At 65.8% G+C, this 20393-nt stretch carries 21 protein-coding genes and 1 pseudogene; 5 read left to right on the forward strand and 17 right to left on the reverse strand.

What is annotated here, in order from left to right:
- Nucleotides 1–177: 177 nt before the first annotated feature.
- Together A37E_RS0106845 and A37E_RS0106850 are read right to left on the reverse strand one after the other, a co-directional pair.
- Nucleotides 178–450, reverse strand: a pseudogene (locus A37E_RS0106845) (NifU family protein); the annotation flags it as partial.
- A gap of 62 nt (nucleotides 451–512) precedes the next feature.
- Nucleotides 513–833, reverse strand: a complete 321-nt coding sequence (locus tag A37E_RS0106850; protein ID WP_024281056.1) for an iron-sulfur cluster assembly accessory protein — start codon at nucleotides 831–833, stop codon at nucleotides 513–515.
- A gap of 502 nt (nucleotides 834–1335) precedes the next feature.
- Here A37E_RS0106850 and A37E_RS0106855 point away from each other — a divergent pair.
- Nucleotides 1336–1923: a hypothetical protein gene (locus A37E_RS0106855; RefSeq protein WP_029555923.1), complete on the forward strand. Its 588-nt coding sequence runs from the start codon at nucleotides 1336–1338 to the stop codon at nucleotides 1921–1923.
- A 127-nt stretch (nucleotides 1924–2050) separates the two neighbouring features.
- Here the strand turns inward: A37E_RS0106855 and A37E_RS0106860 are convergent, their stop codons facing one another.
- Nucleotides 2051–2533, reverse strand: coding sequence for a Rieske 2Fe-2S domain-containing protein (locus A37E_RS0106860; protein WP_029555924.1), 483 nt, complete (start codon nucleotides 2531–2533; stop codon nucleotides 2051–2053).
- A gap of 11 nt (nucleotides 2534–2544) precedes the next feature.
- A complete protein-coding gene (locus A37E_RS0106865; protein ID WP_029555925.1) occupies nucleotides 2545–4173 on the reverse strand; it encodes an FAD-dependent oxidoreductase in 1629 nt (542 codons plus the stop codon).
- A gap of 383 nt (nucleotides 4174–4556) precedes the next feature.
- On the opposite strand from A37E_RS0106865, the gene A37E_RS0106870 reads away from it, so the two are divergent.
- The 4 genes from A37E_RS0106870 to A37E_RS0106885 all read left to right on the forward strand — a co-directional run bounded on the left by A37E_RS0106870 (nucleotide 4557) and on the right by A37E_RS0106885 (nucleotide 6622).
- Entirely contained in the window at nucleotides 4557–5018 is a 462-nt protein-coding gene (locus tag A37E_RS0106870; protein WP_024281060.1) for a hypothetical protein, read from the forward strand.
- A gap of 105 nt (nucleotides 5019–5123) precedes the next feature.
- Nucleotides 5124–5984: a 3-mercaptopyruvate sulfurtransferase gene (sseA, locus tag A37E_RS0106875; protein WP_029555926.1), complete on the forward strand. Its 861-nt coding sequence runs from the start codon at nucleotides 5124–5126 to the stop codon at nucleotides 5982–5984.
- 13 nt (nucleotides 5985–5997) lie between these two features.
- Complete coding sequence (locus A37E_RS0106880; protein WP_029555927.1) at nucleotides 5998–6252, forward strand: hypothetical protein; 255 nt, start codon at nucleotides 5998–6000, stop codon at nucleotides 6250–6252.
- A gap of 52 nt (nucleotides 6253–6304) precedes the next feature.
- Complete coding sequence (locus A37E_RS0106885; protein ID WP_024281063.1) at nucleotides 6305–6622, forward strand: hypothetical protein; 318 nt, start codon at nucleotides 6305–6307, stop codon at nucleotides 6620–6622.
- A gap of 95 nt (nucleotides 6623–6717) precedes the next feature.
- Here the strand turns inward: A37E_RS0106885 and A37E_RS0106890 are convergent, their stop codons facing one another.
- The 13 genes from A37E_RS0106890 to sufC all read right to left on the reverse strand — a co-directional run bounded on the left by A37E_RS0106890 (nucleotide 6718) and on the right by sufC (nucleotide 20330).
- Nucleotides 6718–7368, reverse strand: coding sequence for a nitrogen fixation protein NifQ (locus tag A37E_RS0106890; protein WP_029555928.1), 651 nt, complete (start codon nucleotides 7366–7368; stop codon nucleotides 6718–6720).
- A gap of 60 nt (nucleotides 7369–7428) precedes the next feature.
- A complete protein-coding gene (fdxB, locus tag A37E_RS0106895; RefSeq protein WP_029555929.1) occupies nucleotides 7429–7725 on the reverse strand; it encodes a ferredoxin III, nif-specific in 297 nt (98 codons plus the stop codon).
- A gap of 24 nt (nucleotides 7726–7749) precedes the next feature.
- Nucleotides 7750–7950 carry a CCE_0567 family metalloprotein gene (locus tag A37E_RS0106900; RefSeq protein ID WP_029555930.1) on the reverse strand — a complete coding sequence of 67 codons (201 nt, stop codon included), beginning with the start codon at nucleotides 7948–7950 and terminating at the stop codon, nucleotides 7750–7752.
- A gap of 19 nt (nucleotides 7951–7969) precedes the next feature.
- The gene (locus A37E_RS0106905) at nucleotides 7970–8440 is read right to left on the reverse strand and encodes a NifX-associated nitrogen fixation protein (protein WP_029555931.1); all 471 of its coding nucleotides are present in this window, start codon (nucleotides 8438–8440) and stop codon (nucleotides 7970–7972) included.
- A 9-nt stretch (nucleotides 8441–8449) separates the two neighbouring features.
- Nucleotides 8450–8845, reverse strand: coding sequence for a nitrogen fixation protein NifX (gene nifX, locus A37E_RS0106910; RefSeq protein ID WP_024281068.1), 396 nt, complete (start codon nucleotides 8843–8845; stop codon nucleotides 8450–8452).
- Between the two features lie 40 nt (nucleotides 8846–8885).
- Nucleotides 8886–10319, reverse strand: coding sequence for a nitrogenase iron-molybdenum cofactor biosynthesis protein NifN (nifN, locus tag A37E_RS0106915; RefSeq protein ID WP_029555932.1), 1434 nt, complete (start codon nucleotides 10317–10319; stop codon nucleotides 8886–8888).
- A gap of 9 nt (nucleotides 10320–10328) precedes the next feature.
- Nucleotides 10329–12224, reverse strand: coding sequence for a nitrogenase iron-molybdenum cofactor biosynthesis protein NifE (nifE, locus tag A37E_RS0106920; RefSeq protein WP_029555933.1), 1896 nt, complete (start codon nucleotides 12222–12224; stop codon nucleotides 10329–10331).
- A 147-nt stretch (nucleotides 12225–12371) separates the two neighbouring features.
- Nucleotides 12372–13931, reverse strand: coding sequence for a nitrogenase molybdenum-iron protein subunit beta (gene nifK / locus A37E_RS0106925; RefSeq protein ID WP_029555934.1), 1560 nt, complete (start codon nucleotides 13929–13931; stop codon nucleotides 12372–12374).
- A 98-nt stretch (nucleotides 13932–14029) separates the two neighbouring features.
- Nucleotides 14030–15535: a nitrogenase molybdenum-iron protein alpha chain gene (gene nifD / locus A37E_RS0106930; RefSeq protein ID WP_029555935.1), complete on the reverse strand. Its 1506-nt coding sequence runs from the start codon at nucleotides 15533–15535 to the stop codon at nucleotides 14030–14032.
- An 85-nt stretch (nucleotides 15536–15620) separates the two neighbouring features.
- Entirely contained in the window at nucleotides 15621–16505 is an 885-nt protein-coding gene (gene nifH / locus A37E_RS0106935) for a nitrogenase iron protein (protein ID WP_029555901.1), read from the reverse strand.
- A 466-nt stretch (nucleotides 16506–16971) separates the two neighbouring features.
- A complete protein-coding gene (locus A37E_RS0106940) occupies nucleotides 16972–18222 on the reverse strand; it encodes a cysteine desulfurase (RefSeq protein ID WP_029555936.1) in 1251 nt (416 codons plus the stop codon).
- A gap of 3 nt (nucleotides 18223–18225) precedes the next feature.
- Nucleotides 18226–19569 (reverse strand): Fe-S cluster assembly protein SufD, encoded by a 1344-nt coding sequence (sufD, locus tag A37E_RS0106945; RefSeq protein ID WP_051678846.1) that lies wholly within the window; start codon nucleotides 19567–19569, stop codon nucleotides 18226–18228.
- Complete coding sequence (gene sufC, locus A37E_RS0106950) at nucleotides 19569–20330, reverse strand: Fe-S cluster assembly ATPase SufC (protein ID WP_029555938.1); 762 nt, start codon at nucleotides 20328–20330, stop codon at nucleotides 19569–19571. The genes sufD and sufC overlap by 1 nt, the downstream gene beginning before the upstream one ends.
- Nucleotides 20331–20393: the final 63 nt, after the last annotated feature.

Genomic DNA, 20393 nt, shown 5'->3' on the forward strand with positions numbered 1-20393 from the left:
CCTCGGGTCGGCTGCGGCGTCTTGCTGTGTGGCAGGCCGTCAGCGGATGGGAGACGGCGCCGCCGGCGCCGGAACGGCCGGGGCAGCCGCGGCGGGAGTCGCAACGGGCTTGGGGGCGGCGGGCTTGGGGGCGGCGGAAAGCGCCGGGCCGGGCCCCTTCAGGCTCACCAGCGGCTTGTTCTGCGCGCCGGCAACCGGGATCAGCCGGATCAGCTCGCCGAGGCGCTCGACGATCTTGGACTGGATGCCCTCGATGGTCTCGCTCGCCAGTTTGCAGAAGACGCAGGCGCCGGTCATCTTCACCATGACCTTGGTGCCGTCGATCTCCACCAGCTCACAGTCGCCGCCGTCGCGGATGAGGTTGGGGCGGATTTCCTCGATCACCTCGCGGATGATCGCCTCGCGGCGGGCTTCACGGCTGAGCGCGGGCGCTTCGGTCTCGGCCAACATCGCAATATCCTCTCTGTGTTCTCTGTTCTGCCGCCCGTCGGAGGACGGCGCGCGGATGGCGGTCAGCCGAAGGACTTGCCGCAGGAGCAGCTGGAGGTGGCGTTCGGATTCTCGAAGGTGAAGCCGGAGCCTTCCAGGGCCACCACGAAGTCGATGGTGGTGCCGGCGAGCAGCTCGTGGCTCTTGTTGTCGACGAAGACGCGCACGCCCTCGCGCTCCACCACGGTGTCGTCGGGCTCGGCGTCGCTGACGAGGCCCATCTTGTACTGATAGCCGGCGCAGCCGCCGGTCTCGACCATGATGCGCAGGCCGCTGACGGGCTGGTCGGCATCATGGATCGCGTCGCGGACCGCATGAAGTGCGCTGTCGGTCAAATTGATCATTGCTCGACCTTCGCTTGAAAGACTGGTCTGCCGGCACAGCAGCAAGCCCCGTGCCAGACAGCAACGGGCTGATTTCTTTCGATTTTCAGGATCGAAGCTGTTGCCTTTGCGACGCGTGTCCGGTTTCGGACAAGGGCGCGACCCCCTCCCGCCGGCCCCGCGCGGCGCGCCGAATGGACGAAGCGCACCCCGCCGCAATGCCGGGCGAGCCCCGCATTTCCGTGCCCGTGTGGACTTCCCGCGCCTTGCCGGAAGCCCTCGGCCGGGGTCCGCACGGGGCCGATTGTCGCTGGCGGCGGGTTTCATCTCGCCCGTCAGGCGAAGCGGCAAAGGGCTTGCATGAAGCGCAGCGCCTGCCCCTGCGCGGGTGGCCCGCCGAACGGCATTCGGTGGAGGGCGGCACTCTCTCCCGGGCGATCCTGTCCGGGGCGAGCGCGGCTCGCGCCCGTGTTGAACCCAAGACCCGTCTGAACAGTCGTGTGCTGAACCGGAGACCTTTTTGATGACCGCGATCGAGAACACCCCCCTGGGCCGGCTGGATAAAGAGGGGCGACTCCTGAATGCCGTGCTCAAGCAGCCCACCAAGCCCGGCCGCTTCGATTTCCGCGGCGACATTGCGCTGAAGTTCCAGCAGCAGGTCGCGGACGAGAAGCGCCCGCCGGAATACACCATGGAGCAGGTGCTGACCTTCGCCGAGGAGGGCAAGTCCACCATCCCGGTGCTCGCCGGCTACCTGCAGAATTTCGCCTTCCTCTCCGACGTGGTCGACGTGCTCGGCGACGCGCTGGCGCCCGACGGCAAGTATTTCCTGTTCTGCAACAACATCGACCTTCTGGCAAAGTATCGCGTCACCCACAACGGCAAAACCTTCTACGTCCTGCCCTGTGACGAGAGCACCGTGTGGAAGGAGATGACCGACCTCCTCTCCATCGACAAGAACGACATCAAGAAGATGGACACCGGCGGCAAGACCGACGTGGTGCTCGATGCTGCCGCGGCGTGGCACGAGGACTACGAGATCATCACCTACGAAAAGGGCGTCTCCATCATGGAGCCGGTGAAGAACCGCAACGAGAACCGCCCGGTCTGATCCGGCGGCCTGCGCCCCGTGCCGCCCGGCGGGACCGGGTGGCACGCCGGGCCGTCTTCGTCAGCGTATCGCGACACAAAAATGGCCGGGCAAGCCCGGCCATTTTCAGTCCCATTGGGAGTGCGCCTCAGACGCCGCCGCCCTCGTCCGAGCAGGAGGTGATCTCCTCCTCATCGTCGTCCACTTCCTCGGCCAGCGTCACGCCGGTCACGCAGATGTCGTTGTCGAGCACGGTGAGGGCCACCGGGATGAGGCTCTTGCCCTTGCACGGGCCTTCAAGGCACACGCCGGTGCCCAACTCGAACAGGGCGCCGTGCTTGCCGCACATCAGGCGGATGCCGTTGGGATCGAGGAACTGGTTGCGTTCCCAATCCAGCTGCACCTGGTCGTGCGGGCAGCGGTTGATGTAGCCGAACACCTGCCGGCCCCACCGCACCACCACGATCCTGAACGGCTGTTCGGTGCCGTCCTCCGCCACCTGCATCAGCTCGAAGCCCCGCGCCCGCTGGCTGGGGATGTCGCTCATGGAGCAGATGACGTAGGCGACGGCGGCCGCCTCGTTCGGGAGGGCATCCTGGGGGGCCTCGTTGTCGATGACGGTCGGTTCCATCTTATCCTCGTTCACGATGCACGCGTCAGGACCGGGCCGCTGCCGGCGCCGGGGGTAAGGGGAGCGCCAGCCTCGGCCTTGGCCAGCAGGCGCCGGTTGGCGGCGAGGCAGAAGTCCCGCCAGGCCGCGGCGACGTCGCGCAGGATGGTCTGCACATAGTCGCGCGAGAGGTGATGCTCTCCGGGGAAGTTGGAAAGCGCACAGGAGGTGCGGTTGAACGCGACAACATCGTCCAGCAGCGTCTGGATGAAGTCGCGGAACGGCAGCTGCACGTCGCTCATCAGCGCGGAACGGCCCTTCTCCACCGGCACGTCGCTCATGTCGAAGGGCAGGGTCTCGATGAGGTCGGCCGCGCGCTCATAGATGTCCTCGATGGCGCCCAGCATCGCCCGCTGGGTCAGCTGCTCGCGGTCCTGGCTGGCAAGCGCCCGGTTGAGGCGGATGCGATAGGCCTCGAACGCCGCATCGTTCTGACCGCCGACCCAGTTGGCGAAGCGGGCGAGGCTGGCGGCATTCAGCGGCAGACCCTCGGGAACGGCGGCCCCCGCCTCTTCCGCCCGCTCGCGCGACAGGGCTCGGTCGATGCGCCGCGCCGCCTCCAGCGCGCCTTCGAGGTAGCCGGCCCCCTGCGTCGCCGTCTCGGAACTGCCGAGATGCAGCCGCCCGTCCCACAGCGGCCGCCGCAGCAGGGGATTGGAGAAGGCCACATGCTCGCCCCGCGGCTCCGCCTTGTCGCGCGCCGAGCAGGTGAAGGCCTCGCCGGCCCAGTCCTGATAAAGCTGCTCGCCGCCTTCCGCCGCCGAGCCGAACACCTGCACCATCTGGCTGTCCATCAGCATGGGCAGGCCATCGGCGAAGGCTTCGCGCAGATCCGGGGGAAAGCTCAGGAAGCCGCCGAGGGCCGCCTTGGCGCCGGTCACGTCGCAGGCGTCGAAGATCTCGCCGACCACCGCCTGCTCGTGGGTGACGAAGGCGTTGCCCGACTGGCCGGCGACCCGCCAGAAGGCGGAGGGATAGCCCATCACCACCTTGGCCTGCTGCGCCATCCAGGTGGGCGCGGCGCCCATGGCGTCGAAGGTCGCGCTGTCGAGTTCCGGGATGAAGCGCACCGTCTCCGCGACGAGGCGCGGCGGCAGCGCCACCACCACATGGCGTGCCTCGACGATGAAGAACGCATCGTCCACCCGGAAGGTCAGGACCACATGGTCGCCCTTGTCCTCCACGCTGTGGAGCACGTGGTTGAGGCGCAGGCGCTCCTCGCCGATGCTTTCGGCGAGAACCGACACCAGACGCGCCATGCCGCCGGCGACCCGCCGCGCGCCACCATGCACCTCCTGCGCGAACCCCTGGGGGTTCTTGTCCGCCTCGGTGAGGTGCAGCACCGTGCCTTCGTCATGCTGGGGGAAGGACGCCAGGCCGAGTTCCGCGACGAAGGCGGCAATGAGCGGCTGGGTGTCGGGCCAGAACCAGGTGGGACCGAGATCGAAGGCCGCGCCGTTGCTGGAGGCGACTGCCGAGAGGATGCGCCCGCCGAGCCGGGGACGCGCCTCGAACAGGGTGAAGCTGCGGTCCTGTTTCTTGAACTGCCGCGCCAGCGCGAGGCCGCAGAGCCCTCCGCCGATGATCGCCGTATCCAGCATGGAACAGTCCTCGCAAATCTTGCTGATTGGAGCCCTTGCAAGATTCGCGCACAGTCCCGGGAAATATGGCCTTGCGGTCATTCCAGGCGCCTTTGCACGGCCGTCACGGTCGGCTTTGGCCCTCGCCCTGTGGGATCGCCCACCTCGGCAGCGTCGCATTTCCCGCGTGGTGCGACGGATTTCCGACACGGCGCCCGCCTTTACCTCCGCGCGATGGGGCGTCATCCGGTCCGTCCGCGGCCGCGAACCCGCATCGGTGCAAGACTTCCGGCGCTTTCACAAGACGAGCGGAAGTCATGGCGCCGACCCGCCCAGCGGCTGGCACGAAACTTGATCCCCTCAACGGACAGTTCGTTTGACCGATAGTGCCCCGGAGATTGGAAATGCTCGTCGCGTCCGAATTCGCCTCGTCCTCCCTTGACGATATCAAGGCTGCCCTCGCGGGCGGCACCCTGACCTTCTATTCCGTCGCCCGCCCGGTGAATGCCGACCATCCGGTGGACCGCAGCGGAAAGCTCGCGGCGTTCACCTTCGCCACCCCGGCCTTCACCACGCCCTCCGAAGACGGCTCGGAAGTACCGAGCTTCGTGGATGCGGCGGTGAAGGCGGGCGAAGTGGGCACCCCCGGTTTCGCCCGTGCCGTGACCGCCGACGGCAAGACCGTCGCGGACTTCTCGGTCGGCCCCGGCGCCCGCGAGATCAAGCTCGCCGAAGTGTCCTGCTCGCCCGGCGCGCCGGTGAAGGTGGTGAAGTTCACCTTCAATCCCGAAGGCGGCTGGCCCGAGCGTCCCGACTATTACGACGCCCATCCGCGTCCCGGCTACAGCCTGCCCAAGGTGCGCTGAGTCCCCACCCGATGCCGTCCCGGGGCACCCTGCCCCGGGACGTGACTGCCCCCGGAAGCGACGTCACCTGCAGACCATCCCACTGCCACAGGAGAGCCTTGCGTCATGTCCACCGTTCTTCCCGGACCGCTGGTGAGCACCCAATGGCTGGCGGACCATCTGTCGGCCCCGGACGTGAAGATTCTGGACTGCACCTGGCTGCATGAAAGCTCCAACATGGACGGCCGCACCCAGTATCGCGGGCGCCATCTGCCGGGCTCGGTGCATTTCGACATCGATGCGGTGGCCGACAAGACCAGCCCCCTCCCCCACATGCTGCCGCCGGCGGCGGAGTTCGCCAAGAAGGTGGGCCTGCTCGGCATCGGCGACGGCGACAAGGTGGTCGTCTACGACCGCATGTGCGGCGGCGCGGCCGCGGCGCGTGTGTGGTGGATGTTCCGCACCTTCGGCTATCACGACGTCGCCATGCTCGACGGCGGCTACGGCAAATGGGTGAAGGAGAAGCTCCCCTCCGACATGTCGCCGGTACGGCCCGAGCCCAAGATCTTCACCGCAAGTCTCAATCCGGCCCTCGTGCGCTCCCTGGACCAGATGCTGGCCAATGTCGCGTCCGGCACGGAGCAGGTGATCGACGCCCGCGGACCCGCGAAATTCGCCGGCAGCCAGGACGACGTGTTCCCAGTAAAGAAGAAGGGCCACATTCCCGGCGCCATCAACCTGCCCTGGGGCGACCTCATCGTCGAGGAGAGCGGAGAGCTGGTTCAGCCCGACGCCATCAAGGCGCGCCTCGCCGCCGCCGGCGTGGATCTGGCAAAGCCCATCGTCGTCACTTGTGCCTCCGGCACCATCGCCTGCGTGGTCATGCTCGCCCTCTACCTCATCGGCAAGACGGACGTCGCGCTCTACGACGGGTCCTGGGCCGAGTGGGGACTGAAGGACGAGACGCCCATCGCGGCGGCGGCCTGAAAAGAAACCCGCCATGGCGACCGACGACCTCACCCTCCTCGGCGACGGCGACGAATTCACGCTGCACGGCGCCGGCGACCAGACCCATTTCGTCCTGCGCTTCAAGCCGGACGGCATGGTTGCGGACATTTCCGGAGAGGACGCGGAACGGTTCCGCGGCGACTATGAAACGGTCCGGTCGCAGTATCCGGGCTGGAGTTCGGACCAGGTCCTGGCCCAGCTCTGGGATCAGGGCGGCTACAGCTGGCTCGCATCGCCGGAAGGCTGAGGCGCACGCCGCGCGCAGATGAAACACCGGTGAAAGCCAACGGGAGAACGACATGGCGACCACGCTCATCAAGACCACTTCCGACGGCCGCAAGCTCGAGGTCTCCGGCCTCGCGATCCTGTTCGACGGCCAGCTCGAAGCCTTCGACCTCACCGAGGTGAAGATGCACCCCAACCGCCGCAAGATCTGGGAGGTTCATCCCGAAGCCACCCACATCGCCGGCCGGGTGACGCTCACCAAGGAAGAGGCGGAAGCGGTCGAAGCCGCCTTCAAGAAGGCCGAGGCGGAGATCCTCGCCAGCCCCGCCGCCATCAACGAACGCTTCCGCATCGCCATGATGTGGCGGGCCCGCAGCGAAGGCATCGAGTGAGGGGCTGCCCCACCGGCGTCGCACGCGGATCAGGCGAAGACGAAAGAGCCCCGGCATGCCGGGGCTCTCGTCGTTTCGATGCCTGTGAGAGCCGCCTATTCCGCGGCCTCCGGCAGCGCGAGCGGATCGTTGCCGTTGGCGGCCGCGCGGGCGTTGCGCGCGAGGCGGGATTCCCCGTCCTCGGCGCCGAAGCAGATGTGGAATTCATCGCAATCCGAGCACACCGGCGCCGCGCACAGGGTGAAACCCTCCGAGCCGCAGACCATGCGATAGAGGAACTTCTTCCACTTCATGTCCTGGCTGTTCTTGCGGGCGAGCGGGGCGAAGCGGCGGGTCATCAATTCCCGCAGCTCGGCGCGGCTCCTGAGCCCCAGATCCTGCCACAGATGGTGGGGGGACTGGCAGCGCCGGGAAATCATCGCAATGAAATGGGTCTGCAACCGTCCGGCATCGGAAGAATAGATGCCGAGGATGTCGCGCACCGACTGCTCCTCGGGCGTCACCTCGATCGCCCGTGGATCGACCTGCGCGGCCAGCATCGGGGCGGACGCCGGAAACAGGATGGCGGCGAGGTCGAGGAAGGCCGCGCGGTCGAGGCCGACCGCCTCGAGCCGGTCCCTGCCCTCCTCCTCCGCCTCGGCAAAGGCGAGGCCGATGATGGAGGCCGCCACATGGACGTCGAACGCGTCCGCGGCCGAGGAGGACGATGACGCGATCAACCAGTCATAGACCTCTTCGGCGCGCATGGCGGCACTCCTTGAGCGACACGCGCGAGCCGAAAAGGCCCGCGCTCGGGCGCTGCCGCCTCAGGCGGCGGCCTTCTCCAGGCCGTGGATCTGGCAATTGGCCGGGCAGACGCGCGCGCATGCACCGCAACCGATGCAGGCGCCCATGTCGTTCATCACCATCACCTTCTTCTCGACCTCATCGTCCTCGTCATCATCGAGGGCGACGATGTCGCCGTCCTCGTTGATGCCCTTGAGGGTCATGACGTCGCGGCCGCAGACCTTGTAGCAGCGGCCGCAGCCGATGCATTTGTCCTTGTCGATGTCGAGCAGGTAGTCTGGCTGCCAGGCTCGACCATCCCTGGTTTCGTTAGACATCTGAAAATCGCCTTTCAAAAAATGCTAGGCGGCCTCGAGTCCCTTCAAGTCCGCGCGCTTCTTCTCAAGCTCGGCAAAGGCATCATGCGCCTTCTTGGCCACAACCATGATCTGCTCCCAGTTGATCGGGAGTTCTTCGGACAGATCGTGGAGGTCCATCTTGGACTGTGTCGCCTTGGCGGACAGCTTCTTGATCTCGGCCTTGAGTTCGTCCACGTCGCTCATGGGTGCACCTTGGGTCTGGTCAGTATTTCGCCACTTCGGGGAACTTGTTGATCATCTCGACGCCCTGCTGGACGAACTTCGTGCCCTCTTCGGCGAGCTTGCCGAGATTGTCGAAGCCGAAGCGGTGGACGTCGCGCAGCTGCTTGTTGACGACGATCAGCCGGCCGCCGATGAGCACCATGCGGCCGAAGCCTTCGTGGCTCATCTTGAGCATGGGCGAGATCATCACCCGCGTCTCCTTCTCGATCATCAGGCAGATCGCATTGAAGAACAGCTCCAGGCGCCAGATGGTCTCCGGGTCGGGATCGCCGATGAGGGGGAGCGCCCGGCGCGCCTCCTTGTCGACGATGTAGGGCTCGATCAGATCGAGATCGGCCTTGCCTTCCCACGCACCGTGGGTGTCCTGGGCGCGCCAGACCTTGATGAGTTCCTTGATGAACGGGGAGTCAGCGGCCTCTGTCGGCTCGATGACTTGCGCTGCTTCGGCCATGACTATCCCTCACTCGTCGAAATCGAACGTGCGCTCCTGGCCCTTCGACATGACCTTGCGCAGCCACGGGGGCGGATTGCCCTGAAGGACCACCTCCAGCTTGCCGATGAGATCGGAGATCTCCTCGGGCTGGTTGACCTTCATGGGATGAATGTTGTTGGCCACCACGCGGGCGGCGCCGGAGCCGCCGATGGCGGCCACATAGAGGATGGTGCAATCCTTGATCGCATCGATCTTGGGCGCCAGCTTGTCCTCGTTGCCGTCTTCCTTCAGGTCGCCGTCGAATTCGATGGCCTCGATGAAGTGATGGCCCTCCGGGCCGACCTCGTAGATGGCAATGTTCTTCGCCCAGCCGAAATGGGCATCGACCCTTTTGAGATCCTGGGTTGCGAATGCGACTTTCATGGAAGGCTCGCCTCTCTCGCGGTCTCGGTCCTTGCGGACTTCAGTGGTGGGCGGTGCTGGGTGCGGGTCCGAGGTCGGGCGCGCCGGCAGGGGTCGCGGCATGGGGCGCGCCATGGCCATGGCCGTCCCACGGGTTCTTCCACGTGTCGGGGGTCGCGTCGTGGTTCTGCTCGTGGTCGGCGATGCACATGTTGGCCAGCGTGAACATGAGGTCGCGCGTGCCGCGATAGCCGACCGTCATCTTGTGGCCGGAGCCGATGCGATCGAACATAGGAATTCCGATGCGATAGAAGGGAATGTTCAGCCGGTCCGCCGCCTGGCGCCCATGGGAATGGGTGAGCAGCAGGTCGCAGCCCCGCTCCTTCGCCAGCGTCTCCAGATCCTCGAGATCGCCGAGCAGCACCTCGTCGCAGGGCAGCTTCTCGAACACCGGCGACTGGGTGGTGGTGACGGCGGCGGTGATGTGCGTGCCCATCTCGTGCAGCGCGGAAGCGACATCGAACAGGAGGTCCGGTTCCGCGCCGATGGCGAGCTTGCGGCCGCCGAGGTGGAAGTGCGCGTCCAGCATGGCATCCACCAGCTGGCCCCGCTGCCGGCGATAGCGACGCGGCACCTCGCGTCCCGAGATCTCGCTCAGGAACATGAAGAATTCATCGTTCGGCCCGAGCCCACAGAGCCGCTCGAACAGCCGATAGGGCGTACCCGTCTTCTTCTGCATCGCCTCGGCCGCCGTCTTCATCTGGGTGCCGATGGCGATGGTCCAGGCCGCTTCGCCCATGGTGGCGACCTCGTCCACGCCGATGCCGCCGATGGTGGTGGGCGTGAAGTCGTCCGGGATGTGTCCATCCAGCGAGCCGGCGAGGTCCGGGAGGAAGGATGGCTCAAGGCCGAAATCCTCCAGGATGCAGCGCAGCTCATCGAGGTCGCCCGGCTGCAGGTGGCAGCCCGGCAGCACGTTGACGCGCTTCGGGTTCTTCGGCGCGTCCGGCGCGGGCTTCTTCACCAGCACCTCGACGATCTTGGCGACCGTCTTCTCCCAGCCGTCCTGGAAGGCGTCCTTGAAATCGGGGGTCGAGACATAGACCAGCGGGAAATCGGCGAGCTGCGGATACTTCTCGCGTATCAGCTTAATGTAGCCGTCCACGTCATCGCCCTTGGTCTCGGTGACGCCGGTGGAGCAGATGCCGATGATCTCGGGTTTGGTGCGATTATAGATGTTGAGAATGGCCTGCTCGACATTCTCATAGCCGCCGAGCACGGTGGCCACCTCGCTCATGGCCGTGGTCTGGAGCGGGATGGCCTCCTTGAAGTGCCGCACGAACAGCACGAGGCCGAACGAGGTGCAGCCCTGCGAGCCGTGCAGCAGCGGCATGGCGCCCCGGAGCCCCATGAAGGCGAGCGCGCCGCCGATGGGCTGGCTCATCTTCAGCGGGTTGACCGCGCAGCTCTTCTTCGCCTGGACGAACTTGGCCATCGCGCCCTCCTATTCGGCGGCCACGAGCGCGGCCGGCGTGCCGAGCGGGGCGACGAGTTCGTCCAGCATGTCCTCGATGCGCTCACCGCACTTGCCACAGCCGGAACCGGCCTCGGTGCGGGCGGTCACCTCGGCGAGGTTGGCGGCGCCAGCGGCAACCGCATCCTCGATGGTGCCGACGGTGACGCTCTTGCAGTTGCAGACCTTCTTGGCCCGGCGCGCAGCCTCGGCCAGCACCGGATCAGCCGGCGCGGGCTCCGCGACGCCAAGCGCCTCGAAGATGTCCTCGATGCGGCCCGAGCACGCGCCGCATCCGCCGGAGGCGTTGGTGTGGGTCTTCACGCCCTCGACGGTGGTGAGGCTGTGCGCCTTGATGGCGTCCTCGATGGTGCCGAGGTCCACGCTCTTGCAGTTGCAGATCTTCTTGGCGCGGCGCGCCTTCTCGGCGGCGACCGGATCGGCGGCGAGGGCGGCGGCCTCGGCCTCCATCTCGGCGATGGCGCGGTTCTGCCAGTTGTTGGCCGGGTTGTCCCACGGGGCGGGCTTGCGCACCTGCTCCCAGATGGGATTGTAGAGCGCCTTGTCGATCTCCTCCACGAGCTTCACCATGCCGATGTAGCCCATGTAGGCGTGGTGGCGCTCCTGGTTGATGTCGAGCCACGGCATGGCGGCCTTGAGCGCGATGAACTGCGAGCGGCCGCCCGAGAGCATGATGTCCGCCTTCGCGTCCTTCAGCATCTTGTACATTTCGCGGGGCGTCATGTCGTCGATCATGTGGGCGTCCTGCCCCATGAGCTCCTTGATGCGCTCCTTGTCCTCCTTGGTGGACTTCTTCACCGAGGTGCCGACCAGTTCGAGGCCGGCCTCCTGTAGCGCCGCCACCACCGACCAGGACTTCACGCCGCCGGTGATGAGCAGAACCTTCTTGTCCTTGAAGCGATCCTTGAACTTGGCGATCGCCGCCCAGGCCTTCGCCTCCTCGCGCTCGATGAGCGCCTCGGTGCGGTCCATCAGCTCGGGATCGGCGCCGCGCTCGATGAGCATGCGGGCGATCTCGCGCAGCGAATCCGAGGAATCCTGGATGCCGTAGAAGGAGCCCTCGAAGAAGGGGATGTCGTAGCGCTCCTCCATCTTGCGGGCCACGTTGATCATGGCCTTGGAGCACACCATCATCGCCGCCTTGGCGCGGTGGGAGGAGGCCACATCCTTGTAGCGGCCGTCGCCGGAGATGCAGGCGAGGATGCGGATGCCCAGCTCGTCGAGCAGCGGCTTCACCTGCCACAGCTCGCCGGAGAGATTGTATTCGCCGATGATGTTGATGTCGTAGGGCGTCGTGTAGTCCGGCTCCTCGGTGCCGATGACGTGCTCGAGGATGGCCTCGCCGGCCAACTTGTTGCCGAGGTTCTTCGGGCCCACGAAGCCGGGGGAATTGATCGGAATGACCGGCGTGCCGAACTTCTCCTTTGCCGCTTTGCAAACCGCGTCGATGTCGTCGCCGATCATGGCGGGCACGCAGGTCTGGTAGACGAAGACGGCCGGCGGGTTGTACTTCTCGATGATTTCCTTGATGGACTTGAACAGGCGCTTCTCGCCACCGAACACCACGTCCGTCTCGTTGATGTCGGTGGTGAAGCCGGTGCGCCAGATCTGCGAGCCGGAGGAGCGCGCGCCGCGGTTGTCCCAGCTGTTGCCTTCGCAGGCAATGGGGCCATGCACCAGGTGCGCGACATCGGTCAGCGGCTGAAGGGCGATCTTGGCGCCGTCGAAAGCGCAGCCGCCGGCGGCACCGCCGGGCTGGAGCTGCTTGGTGCACCCCTTCTTCTTTTCCGCCTCCGATTTGTTCTGGTTCTTCGCGCAGCCGGGCTCGTTGAACACTTGCTGGATCGTGGCGGAAACCGAGCTCATGGATCTCTCCTTCGGCGGACGGGCTGTGCAAAGATCGCGGGCGCGAACGTCACATGGGGGCGGACATGAAATGGGGCGGACTTCACTCTCCCTGTCGGGCCGGCCCGGGCGGGGCCCCGGGCCGGATCGATCATTTCACCTATGCGATCAACGGATGATGTCGAACGAATAGTCGGTCTTCGCGGGCACGATCGTGTTCTGATCGATGGTGTCGAAGATCTTGTCGAGGATGGTGATCAGGACGTTCATGCCGCCCTGATAGCCCCACACCGGACGGCGGTGGTGGTGGTGACGGTCGAACACCGGGAAGCCGATGCGGATCAGCGGGGTGCCCGTGTCGCGCTCGAGATACTTGCCGTAGGTGTTGCCGATCAGGAAGTCCACCGGCTCGGTGAAGAGCAGGGAGCGCATGTGCCAGAGGTCGCGGCCGGGATAGACGTTGCAGTTCTGGCCGAACGGCGAGCTATCGAACAGCTTCTGGACCTTGTCCGCCCACTTCTGGTTGCCGTTGGTGGCAAGGACGTGGGTGGGCTCGGCGCCGAGTTCCAGCAGGAAGCCGGCGAGACCGAGGCACAGGTCGGGATCGCCGTAGATGGCGAACTTCTTGCCGTGGATGTGGGCGTTCGAGTCGGCGATGGCGTCGACGAGGCGGCCGCGCTCCTTGGCGAGCTCCTCCGGGATTTCCTTGCCGGAGATCCGCGAGATCGCCATCAGGAACTCGTCGGTGCCCTTCACGCCCACGGGGTGGTTGAAGGCGACGACTTCCTGGCCGTGGTTGCCGATGAACGGCAGGGTCTTCTCGGTGCAGTATTCCTGCATGGAGATGGTGGCCTTGGCGTGGACGGCGTTGGCCGCCTCCTCCAGGGTGGTGCCGCCGTCATACATGCGGAACTCGCCGTCGGTCGGCGTGTCGAACACTTCGGAGTTGTCGCCGAGGATGGTGTAGTCGACGCCCATCAGACCGAAGATGCGCTTGACTTCACGCAGGTTGCCGACGGTGTAGCCGTCGAAGCCGCCGATGAAGTTGATCTTCTCGTTCGGCTCGCGCACCAGCTTGGGGGCGGTGCCGGCCTTGCCGTCCCAGAAGTGCTCCAGCACGCCCTTGATGGCGTTGTCGTAGCCGGTGACATGGCTGCCGACGAAGGCCGGGGTGTGGGCGAAGGGAACGTCGTATTCCTGCGGGACCGAGCCCTTTTCCTTCGCCGTCTTGATGAAGGCGTTGAGGTCGTCGCCGATCACTTCCGCCATGCAGGTGGTGGAGACCGCGATCATCTTGGGCTTGTACATGTTGTAGGTGTTGGCGAGGCCGTCAATCATGTTGTTGAGGCCGCCGAACACCGCCGCGTCTTCCGTCATGGACGACGACACGCAGGAGCTGGGCTCCTTGAAGTGACGGGACAGGTGCGAACGGTAGTACGCGACGCAGCCCTGGGAGCCGTGCACGAACGGGATCGTGTGCTCGAAGCCGACCGCCACGAACACCGCGCCGAGAGGCTGGCAGGCCTTGGCCGGGTTCACCGTCAGGGCCTCGCGGGCGAAGTTCTTTTCCTTGTACTCGGGAGTCTTGGCCCACTCGCGAATGCGCTCGACTTCGGCGGGATCGCGGGGGTTCTCGAACATCTTCTTCTTGTTGGCCAGCATCTGCTGGTACTCGGGACCGCGGAACAGCTCGAAGTGATCGAGCACGTTGTCTGCATTCTGTGGCATCTCGAACCCCTAATATGTGGGTCAAATATGGGAGCCCGTCCCGGGTGCCCCTCCCCGCGAAGGGAGGGGCTTCTGGTTCAGGCGCTCGAAAATCCGCCTCACTCGGCGGCGAGCAGCCCCGCCTGGCCGGGAGCCTGCTTCCACGGGGCCTTGGTCATCTTCCAGACGGGGGAATTGATGGCCATGTCCATGTCGCGGGCGAAGATGGCGAAGCCATCGTAGCCGTGGTAGGGACCGGAATAGTCCCAGGAGTGCATCTGGCGGAACGGCACGCCCATCTTCTGGAAGACGTACTTTTCCTTGATGCCCGAGCCGACCAGGTCCGGCTGGACCTTCTCGACGAACTTCTCGAACTCGTAGCCGGTCACGTCGTCATAGATGAGCGTGCCATCCTTGACGTAGTGCTGGGCGGTGCGCTGATAGTCGTCGTTGTGGGCGAACTCGTAACCCGTGCCCACCACTTCCATGCCGAGGTCCTCGTAGGCCCCGATCACGTGACGGGGACGCAGGCCGCCCACGTACAGCATGACCGTCTTGCCTTCGAGGCGCGGACGATACTTGGCGATCACCGCGTCCATGAGGGGTGCGTACTTGGCGATGACGCGCTCGGCGCCTTCCTTGATCTTGTCGTCGAAGTAAGCGGCGATCTTGCGCAGCGACTCCGCGATCTTGGAGGGACCGAAGAAGTTGTACTCGCACCACGGGATCCCGAACTTCTCTTCCATGTGGCGGGAGATGTAGTTCATGGAGCGGTAGCAGTGCAGGACGTTCAGCTTCGCCCGCGGGGTGTTCTCGAGCTCGGCGAGGGAGCCGTCGCCCGACCACTGGGCGATCACGCGCAGGCCCATTTCCTCGAGGAGGATACGGGACGACCAGGCATCGCCGCCGATGTTGTAGTCGCCGATGATCGCGACGTCATAGGGCGACGGCTCGAACGGGGGCGCCTTGTTCGGGTCCAGCTTGTCGAACACCCAGTCCCGCACCGCGTCGTTGGCGATGTGGTGGCCGAGGGACTGCGACACGCCGCGGAAGCCTTCGCAGCGCACCGGAACGATGGTCTTGCCGTCGTATTCCTTGGACTTGGACTTGGACACGGCCTCGATGTCGTCGCCGATGAGGCCGATCGGGCACTCGGACTGGACGGTGATGCCGTTGTTGAGCGGGAACAGCTCCTGGATTTCGTCCATGATCTTGGCGAGCTTCTTGTCGCCGCCGAAGACGATGTCCTTCTCCTGGAAGTCCGACGTGAACTGCATCGTCACGAAGGTGTCGATGCCGGTCGTGCCGATGTAGTAGTTGCGGCGGGCGGCCCAGCTGTACTGGCCGCAGCCCACCGGGCCGTGGGAGATGTGGATCATGTCCTTGATGGGACCCCACACCACGCCCTTGGAGCCGGCGTAGGCACAGCCACGGATCGTCATCACGCCCGGGATGGACTTGATGTTCGACTTCACGCCGCAGTCGGACTTGCCGGACTCATGGACATTGAGGTGCTTCGCGCGGCGCTTCGCGGTCTTCTCGGGATAAACCTTGAGGACTTCCGCGATGAGTTCCTTGTTCCGCGCCTTGATTTCAGCAACGTTTTGCGGTTGGGCCAAGCTCATTTCGCAATCTCGCTCTCGTTGGGTTGCCGTTTGGCAGGCCGGCCCCGCAATTGAGGCCGGCCCCAGGTCACTCGACGCGATGGCTTCAGCCGACGGCGAGTTCGGCGGCGGTCTTGCCGATCTGGCTCTCGTCCACGGCCTTCATGATGCCGTGCTCCATGAGCAGGTCTTCCAGCTCGTCCATGGTGATCGGGGTCGGGATGATGCCGTTGCCCGAGTTGCCATGCACCTTGGTGGCGAGGTTGCGGTAGTGCTGGGCCTGCGCGGAATCGGGCGCATACTCGATCACCGTCATGCGGCGCAGCTCGGCGTGCTGCACGATGTTGTCGCGCGGCACGAAATAGATCAGCTGCGTGCCGAGCTTCTTCGCCAGCGACTCCGCCAACTCGTACTCCTTGTCGGTCTGGCGCTCGTTGCACACCAGGCCGCCCAGGCGCACGCCGCCGGAGTTCGCATACTTCAGGATGCCCTTGGAGATGTTGTTGGCCGCATACATGGCCATCATCTCGCCGGACATGACGATGTAGATTTCCTGCGCCTTGTTCTCGCGGATCGGCATCGCGAAGCCGCCGCACACCACGTCGCCCAGCACGTCGTAGGACACGTAGTCGATGTCCTCGTAGGCGCCGTTCTCCTCAAGGAAGTTGATCGAGGTGATCACGCCACGGCCGGCGCAGCCGACGCCCGGCTCCGGGCCACCCGACTCCACGCAGCGGATGTCGTTGTAGCCGACCTTCATCACGTCCTCGAGCTCGAGGTCTTCCACCGAACCCGCGTTGGCGGCCAGCGAAAGGATGGTGTCCTGCGCCTTGGCGTGCAGGATCAGGCGGGTCGAGTCCGCCTTCGGGTCGCAGCCCACGATGAGGATGCGCTGACCAAGCTCGGTCAGGGCCGCAAGCGTGTTCTGGGACGTGGTGGACTTGCCGATGCCACCCTTGCCGTAAAACGCGATCTGTCGCAGCGAAGCCATCTTGCTCTCCTTCGAAACCTTCAAACGAGGATTCGGTGGTCTCCGGACCGCTGCGGGGCACGCAGACGGACCCGGGGACGTTGCACTCCGGCGCGGATGCGGACGGGGCCCTTCCGGAGCCCACCAGCCAGCAGCCTGGCGCCTGACAGAGGAGTAGCAACGAGTGTGCCAGCGATTTTTCGGATTTTTTATCGCATAAAATCAATATGTTGCGGCGTTCCGACGGGCATGTTCAGAACCCGACACACCCGTTTTGGCGGCCGACATGCCAGTTTAGGGCTGTTTGAAACAGGACACTGCGAGCCCCGCCCATACACCCTGTCGAAAGCCGACAATCGCCGTTCCGGGCCGCGTGTCGCATTTTCGACCTTGCCCCTCGACGGGGGCCGCCCAACGCAAAACGGGCCGGCAAAGCCGACCCGTTTCTGTCCATAAAACAGAGGCCCCGCGCCCGTGGGCGCCGGCGTCAGCCGATCAGCTCCTGCGCCTTGCTCAGCGCCGCGACGAAGCGGTCCACTTCCTCGCGGGTGTTGTAGAGGCCGAACGAGGCGCGGCAGGTGGCCGCGACGCCGAACCGCTCCAGCAGCGGCATGGCGCAATGGGTGCCCGCACGCACCGCGATGCCGTCATTGTCGATCAGCGTCGCAAAGTCGTGGGCATGGGCACCGGCGATCTCGAACGAGATGATGGCGCCCTTCTCCTTGGCGGTGCCGATGATGCGCACCGAGTTCAGCTCGCCCAGCCGCTCCTGCGCATAGCGGCACAGCTCGTTCTCGTGGGCACGGATGCGCGCCTTGCCGATGGACTGGATGTAGTCCAGCGCGGCCCCGAGCCCCGCGGCCTGCACGATGGCCGGCGTGCCCGCCTCGAACCGGTGGGGCGGATCGCCATAGGTGACTGAATCCTGCCGCACCACACGGATCATCTCGCCGCCGCCGTTGAAAGGCGGCATGGCCTCGAGATGCTCATACTTGCCGTAGAGCGCGCCGATGCCCGTGGGGCCATAGAGCTTGTGGCCGGTGATGATGTAGAAATCGCAGTCGATGTCCTGCACGTCCACATCGAGATGGACCGCGCCCTGGGAGCCGTCCACCAGCACGGGGATGCCGCGCGCATGGGCGATCTTCACCACCTCCTTCACCGGGACGGTGGTACCCAGCACGTTGGACATCTGGGTGATGGCCACCAGCTTCGTGCGGTCCGTGAGCAGCTTCTCGAATTCGTCGAGGAGGAAGTTGCCCTCGTCGTCCACCGGCGCCCACTTCAGCACCGCGCCCTGGTTCTCACGCAGGAAGTGCCACGGCACGATGTTGGCGTGGTGCTCCATTATGGAGAGGACGATCTCGTCGCCCGCCTTGATGCGCGTCTTGCCGAAAGTGGCGGCGACGAGGTTGATCGCCTCCGTGGCGCTGCGGGTGAAGATGATCTCTTCCGGCCGCGCGGCGTTGAGGAAGCGCTGCACCGCATGGCGGCCGCCCTCATAGGCCTCGGTCGCCGCATTGGCGAGATAGTGCAGGCCGCGGTGCACGTTGGCATATTCGGAGGTGTAGACCTGCTGGATGCGGTCGAGCACCGCCTTCGGCTTCTGGGCCGAGGCGCCGTTGTCGAGATAGACCAGCGGCTTGCCATTGACCTTGAGGTCGAGGATCGGAAAATCCTCGCGCACGCGCATCACATCATAGGAACCGTTCGAGACCGCGGGGTGAAGAGCGGTCATGGTTCACTCCCGTCCCAGCAGCCAGGCGCGCGTCGCCTCGGCGAGGGCGGTGCGGATGCCCTCCTCGCCGATGGCGTCGATCACCTCGCCGACGAAGGCCTGGATCAGCAGCGCCTCGGCCTCCTTGGCGGGGATGCCGCGGGCCATGAGGTAGAACTTGATCTGCTGGTCGAGCGTGCCGGTGGTGCAGCCATGGCCGCACTGCACGTCGTCGGCGAAGATCTCCAGCTCGGGCTTGTTGCAGGATTCCGCCGTCTCGGTCAGCAGCAGCGCGCGGCTGAGCATGCGGGCGTCGGTCTTCTGCGCTGCCTGGCGCACGGCGATCTTGCCCTGGAAGATGTCCTGCGAGGCGCCGTCCAGCACCGCGCGGAAGGACTCCCGGCTCTCACCGGCCGGCGCCGCGTGATCGACGGAGAGCATGGTGTCGGCGTGCTGCTTGCCCGCGAGCAGGCTCACGCCGCCCATGTGGGCCTTCACGTTCTCACCCGCGAGATGCAGCAGAAGCTGGTTGCGCACCACGGCGCCGCCAGTGGTGAAGAAGGTGTTGGAGAAGCTCGCATCGGCCGCAACCTTCGCCAGCATGGTGGCGAGATGCACGGCGTCGCTGCCTTCGGTCGTCACCTTGACGCGCTCGAAGGTCGCGCCCGCGCCCACCACCAGCTCCAGCGCCGTATTGACCTGATAGGCGATGCCCGCAGGCCCTTCGTGGCTCTCGACGAGGGAGAGGCGGGCGCCATCTTCCACCACCACCAGCGAGCGGGTGAAGGCGGCGACCGGCGTCTCGGCCGTGGTCACGAACACCAGTTCCACCGGCCGCGTGACGGCTGCGCCGGCGGCCACGTGCACCACCACGCCGTCGCCCATGAGCGCGGTGTTGAGGGCGAGCACGGCATCCGACGAGGCAACGGTGCGGCCGAGATAGCTCGCCGGAAGGCCGGCGGGATCAGCCAGCGCATCCGCCATGGAGGCGATGGTGAGGCCGGGCTCCAGATCCGCAAGGTCCGACAGCTCCGGCACGAAGGTGCCGTTCACCACCACGAGGCGGCGGAAGCCGAGCGTCGAGAACAGGCTGCCGGCGGCCACGGCCTTCGCCTTGGCATCCGCATCCGGCAGCGGCGCGAGGGGCTTGGCGTCGCGCATCAGGGCGCGCAGGTCAGTGTATTTCCAGCTTTCCACCCGGCGGTGCGGCAGGCCCGCATCGGCGAAGGTGTCGAAGGCCGCGGTGCGCTGGGCCGCCACGTCGGGACCACCGGGCAGGCTGGCGCGCACGGCGGCGAAGGTCTCGGCCAGCGCCAGTTCGGCGCCGGTCTTCATGGGGCGGACGAGTGCCGGAGCTGGCGCGGCCATCACGCGGCCTCGCTCTGGTACTGGGCGTAGCCGGTGGCTTCGAGTTCCAGGGCCAGTTCCTTGCCGCCGGTGTGGACGATGCGGCCGGCGTTGAACACATGCACCACGTCCGGCACGATGTAATCGAGCAGGCGCTGGTAGTGGGTGATCACGAGCATGGAGCGCTCGGGCGAGCGCAGCGCGTTGACGCCGTTGGAGACCACCTTGAGCGCGTCGATGTCGAGGCCGGAATCCGCCTCGTCCAGCACGCAGAAATAGGGCTCCAGCAGCATCATCTGGAGGGTCTCGTTGCGCTTCTTCTCGCCGCCGGAGAAGCCCACATTCACCGGGCGCTTGAGCATGTCAGCGTCGATGCCGAGCGTCTTGCCCAGCTCGCGCACCTTGCGCACCAGCTCGGGGGAGGTCAGCTCCACCTCGCCGCGCTTCTTGCGCTGGCTATTCACCGCCGTGTGCAGGAACGCCATGTTGGAGACGCCGGGGATTTCCAGCGGATACTGGAAGCAGAGGAACAGGCCCTGCGCCGCGCGCTCGTCCGGCGACAGATCGAGCAGGTTCACGCCCCGGAAGATGACCTCGCCGCCGGTGATCTCGTAGCCCGGCTTGCCGGAGAGGACATAGGAGAGGGTGGACTTGCCGGCGCCGTTCGGCCCCATGATGGCGTGCACCTCACCGGGATTGATGGTGAGGTTCATCCCGTTGATGATCTTGCGCCCCCCAGCGATCTCGGCATGGAGGTCCTTGATTTCGAGAAGGGGAGCCATGGTGAAGATCCTCTGGTTATTGTTGCCCGGCGACGCGACCTGAACAGAAGGGGACGGAAGGCG

This window comes from Xanthobacter sp. 91, from assembly GCF_000702385.1.
Lineage (GTDB): Bacteria > Pseudomonadota > Alphaproteobacteria > Rhizobiales > Xanthobacteraceae > Xanthobacter > Xanthobacter aminoxidans.

What these genes read in the sequence shown, in the direction of transcription:
- A37E_RS0106850 (WP_024281056.1), bottom strand. Translation starts at nt 833, where the DNA reads ATGATCAATTTGACCGACAGCGCACTTCATGCGGTCCGCGACGCGATC.
- A37E_RS0106855 (WP_029555923.1), top strand. Translation starts at nt 1,336, where the DNA reads ATGACCGCGATCGAGAACACCCCCCTGGGCCGGCTGGATAAAGAGGGG.
- A37E_RS0106860 (WP_029555924.1), bottom strand. Translation starts at nt 2,533, where the DNA reads ATGGAACCGACCGTCATCGACAACGAGGCCCCCCAGGATGCCCTCCCG.
- A37E_RS0106865 (WP_029555925.1), bottom strand. Translation starts at nt 4,173, where the DNA reads ATGCTGGATACGGCGATCATCGGCGGAGGGCTCTGCGGCCTCGCGCTG.
- A37E_RS0106870 (WP_024281060.1), top strand. Translation starts at nt 4,557, where the DNA reads ATGCTCGTCGCGTCCGAATTCGCCTCGTCCTCCCTTGACGATATCAAG.
- sseA (WP_029555926.1), top strand. Translation starts at nt 5,124, where the DNA reads ATGTCCACCGTTCTTCCCGGACCGCTGGTGAGCACCCAATGGCTGGCG.
- A37E_RS0106880 (WP_029555927.1), top strand. Translation starts at nt 5,998, where the DNA reads ATGGCGACCGACGACCTCACCCTCCTCGGCGACGGCGACGAATTCACG.
- A37E_RS0106885 (WP_024281063.1), top strand. Translation starts at nt 6,305, where the DNA reads ATGGCGACCACGCTCATCAAGACCACTTCCGACGGCCGCAAGCTCGAG.
- A37E_RS0106890 (WP_029555928.1), bottom strand. Translation starts at nt 7,368, where the DNA reads ATGCGCGCCGAAGAGGTCTATGACTGGTTGATCGCGTCATCGTCCTCC.
- fdxB (WP_029555929.1), bottom strand. Translation starts at nt 7,725, where the DNA reads ATGTCTAACGAAACCAGGGATGGTCGAGCCTGGCAGCCAGACTACCTG.
- A37E_RS0106900 (WP_029555930.1), bottom strand. Translation starts at nt 7,950, where the DNA reads ATGAGCGACGTGGACGAACTCAAGGCCGAGATCAAGAAGCTGTCCGCC.
- A37E_RS0106905 (WP_029555931.1), bottom strand. Translation starts at nt 8,440, where the DNA reads ATGGCCGAAGCAGCGCAAGTCATCGAGCCGACAGAGGCCGCTGACTCC.
- nifX (WP_024281068.1), bottom strand. Translation starts at nt 8,845, where the DNA reads ATGAAAGTCGCATTCGCAACCCAGGATCTCAAAAGGGTCGATGCCCAT.
- nifN (WP_029555932.1), bottom strand. Translation starts at nt 10,319, where the DNA reads ATGGCCAAGTTCGTCCAGGCGAAGAAGAGCTGCGCGGTCAACCCGCTG.
- nifE (WP_029555933.1), bottom strand. Translation starts at nt 12,224, where the DNA reads ATGAGCTCGGTTTCCGCCACGATCCAGCAAGTGTTCAACGAGCCCGGC.
- nifK (WP_029555934.1), bottom strand. Translation starts at nt 13,931, where the DNA reads ATGCCACAGAATGCAGACAACGTGCTCGATCACTTCGAGCTGTTCCGC.
- nifD (WP_029555935.1), bottom strand. Translation starts at nt 15,535, where the DNA reads ATGAGCTTGGCCCAACCGCAAAACGTTGCTGAAATCAAGGCGCGGAAC.
- nifH (WP_029555901.1), bottom strand. Translation starts at nt 16,505, where the DNA reads ATGGCTTCGCTGCGACAGATCGCGTTTTACGGCAAGGGTGGCATCGGC.
- A37E_RS0106940 (WP_029555936.1), bottom strand. Translation starts at nt 18,222, where the DNA reads ATGACCGCTCTTCACCCCGCGGTCTCGAACGGTTCCTATGATGTGATG.
- sufD (WP_051678846.1), bottom strand. Translation starts at nt 19,569, where the DNA reads ATGGCCGCGCCAGCTCCGGCACTCGTCCGCCCCATGAAGACCGGCGCC.
- sufC (WP_029555938.1), bottom strand. Translation starts at nt 20,330, where the DNA reads ATGGCTCCCCTTCTCGAAATCAAGGACCTCCATGCCGAGATCGCTGGG.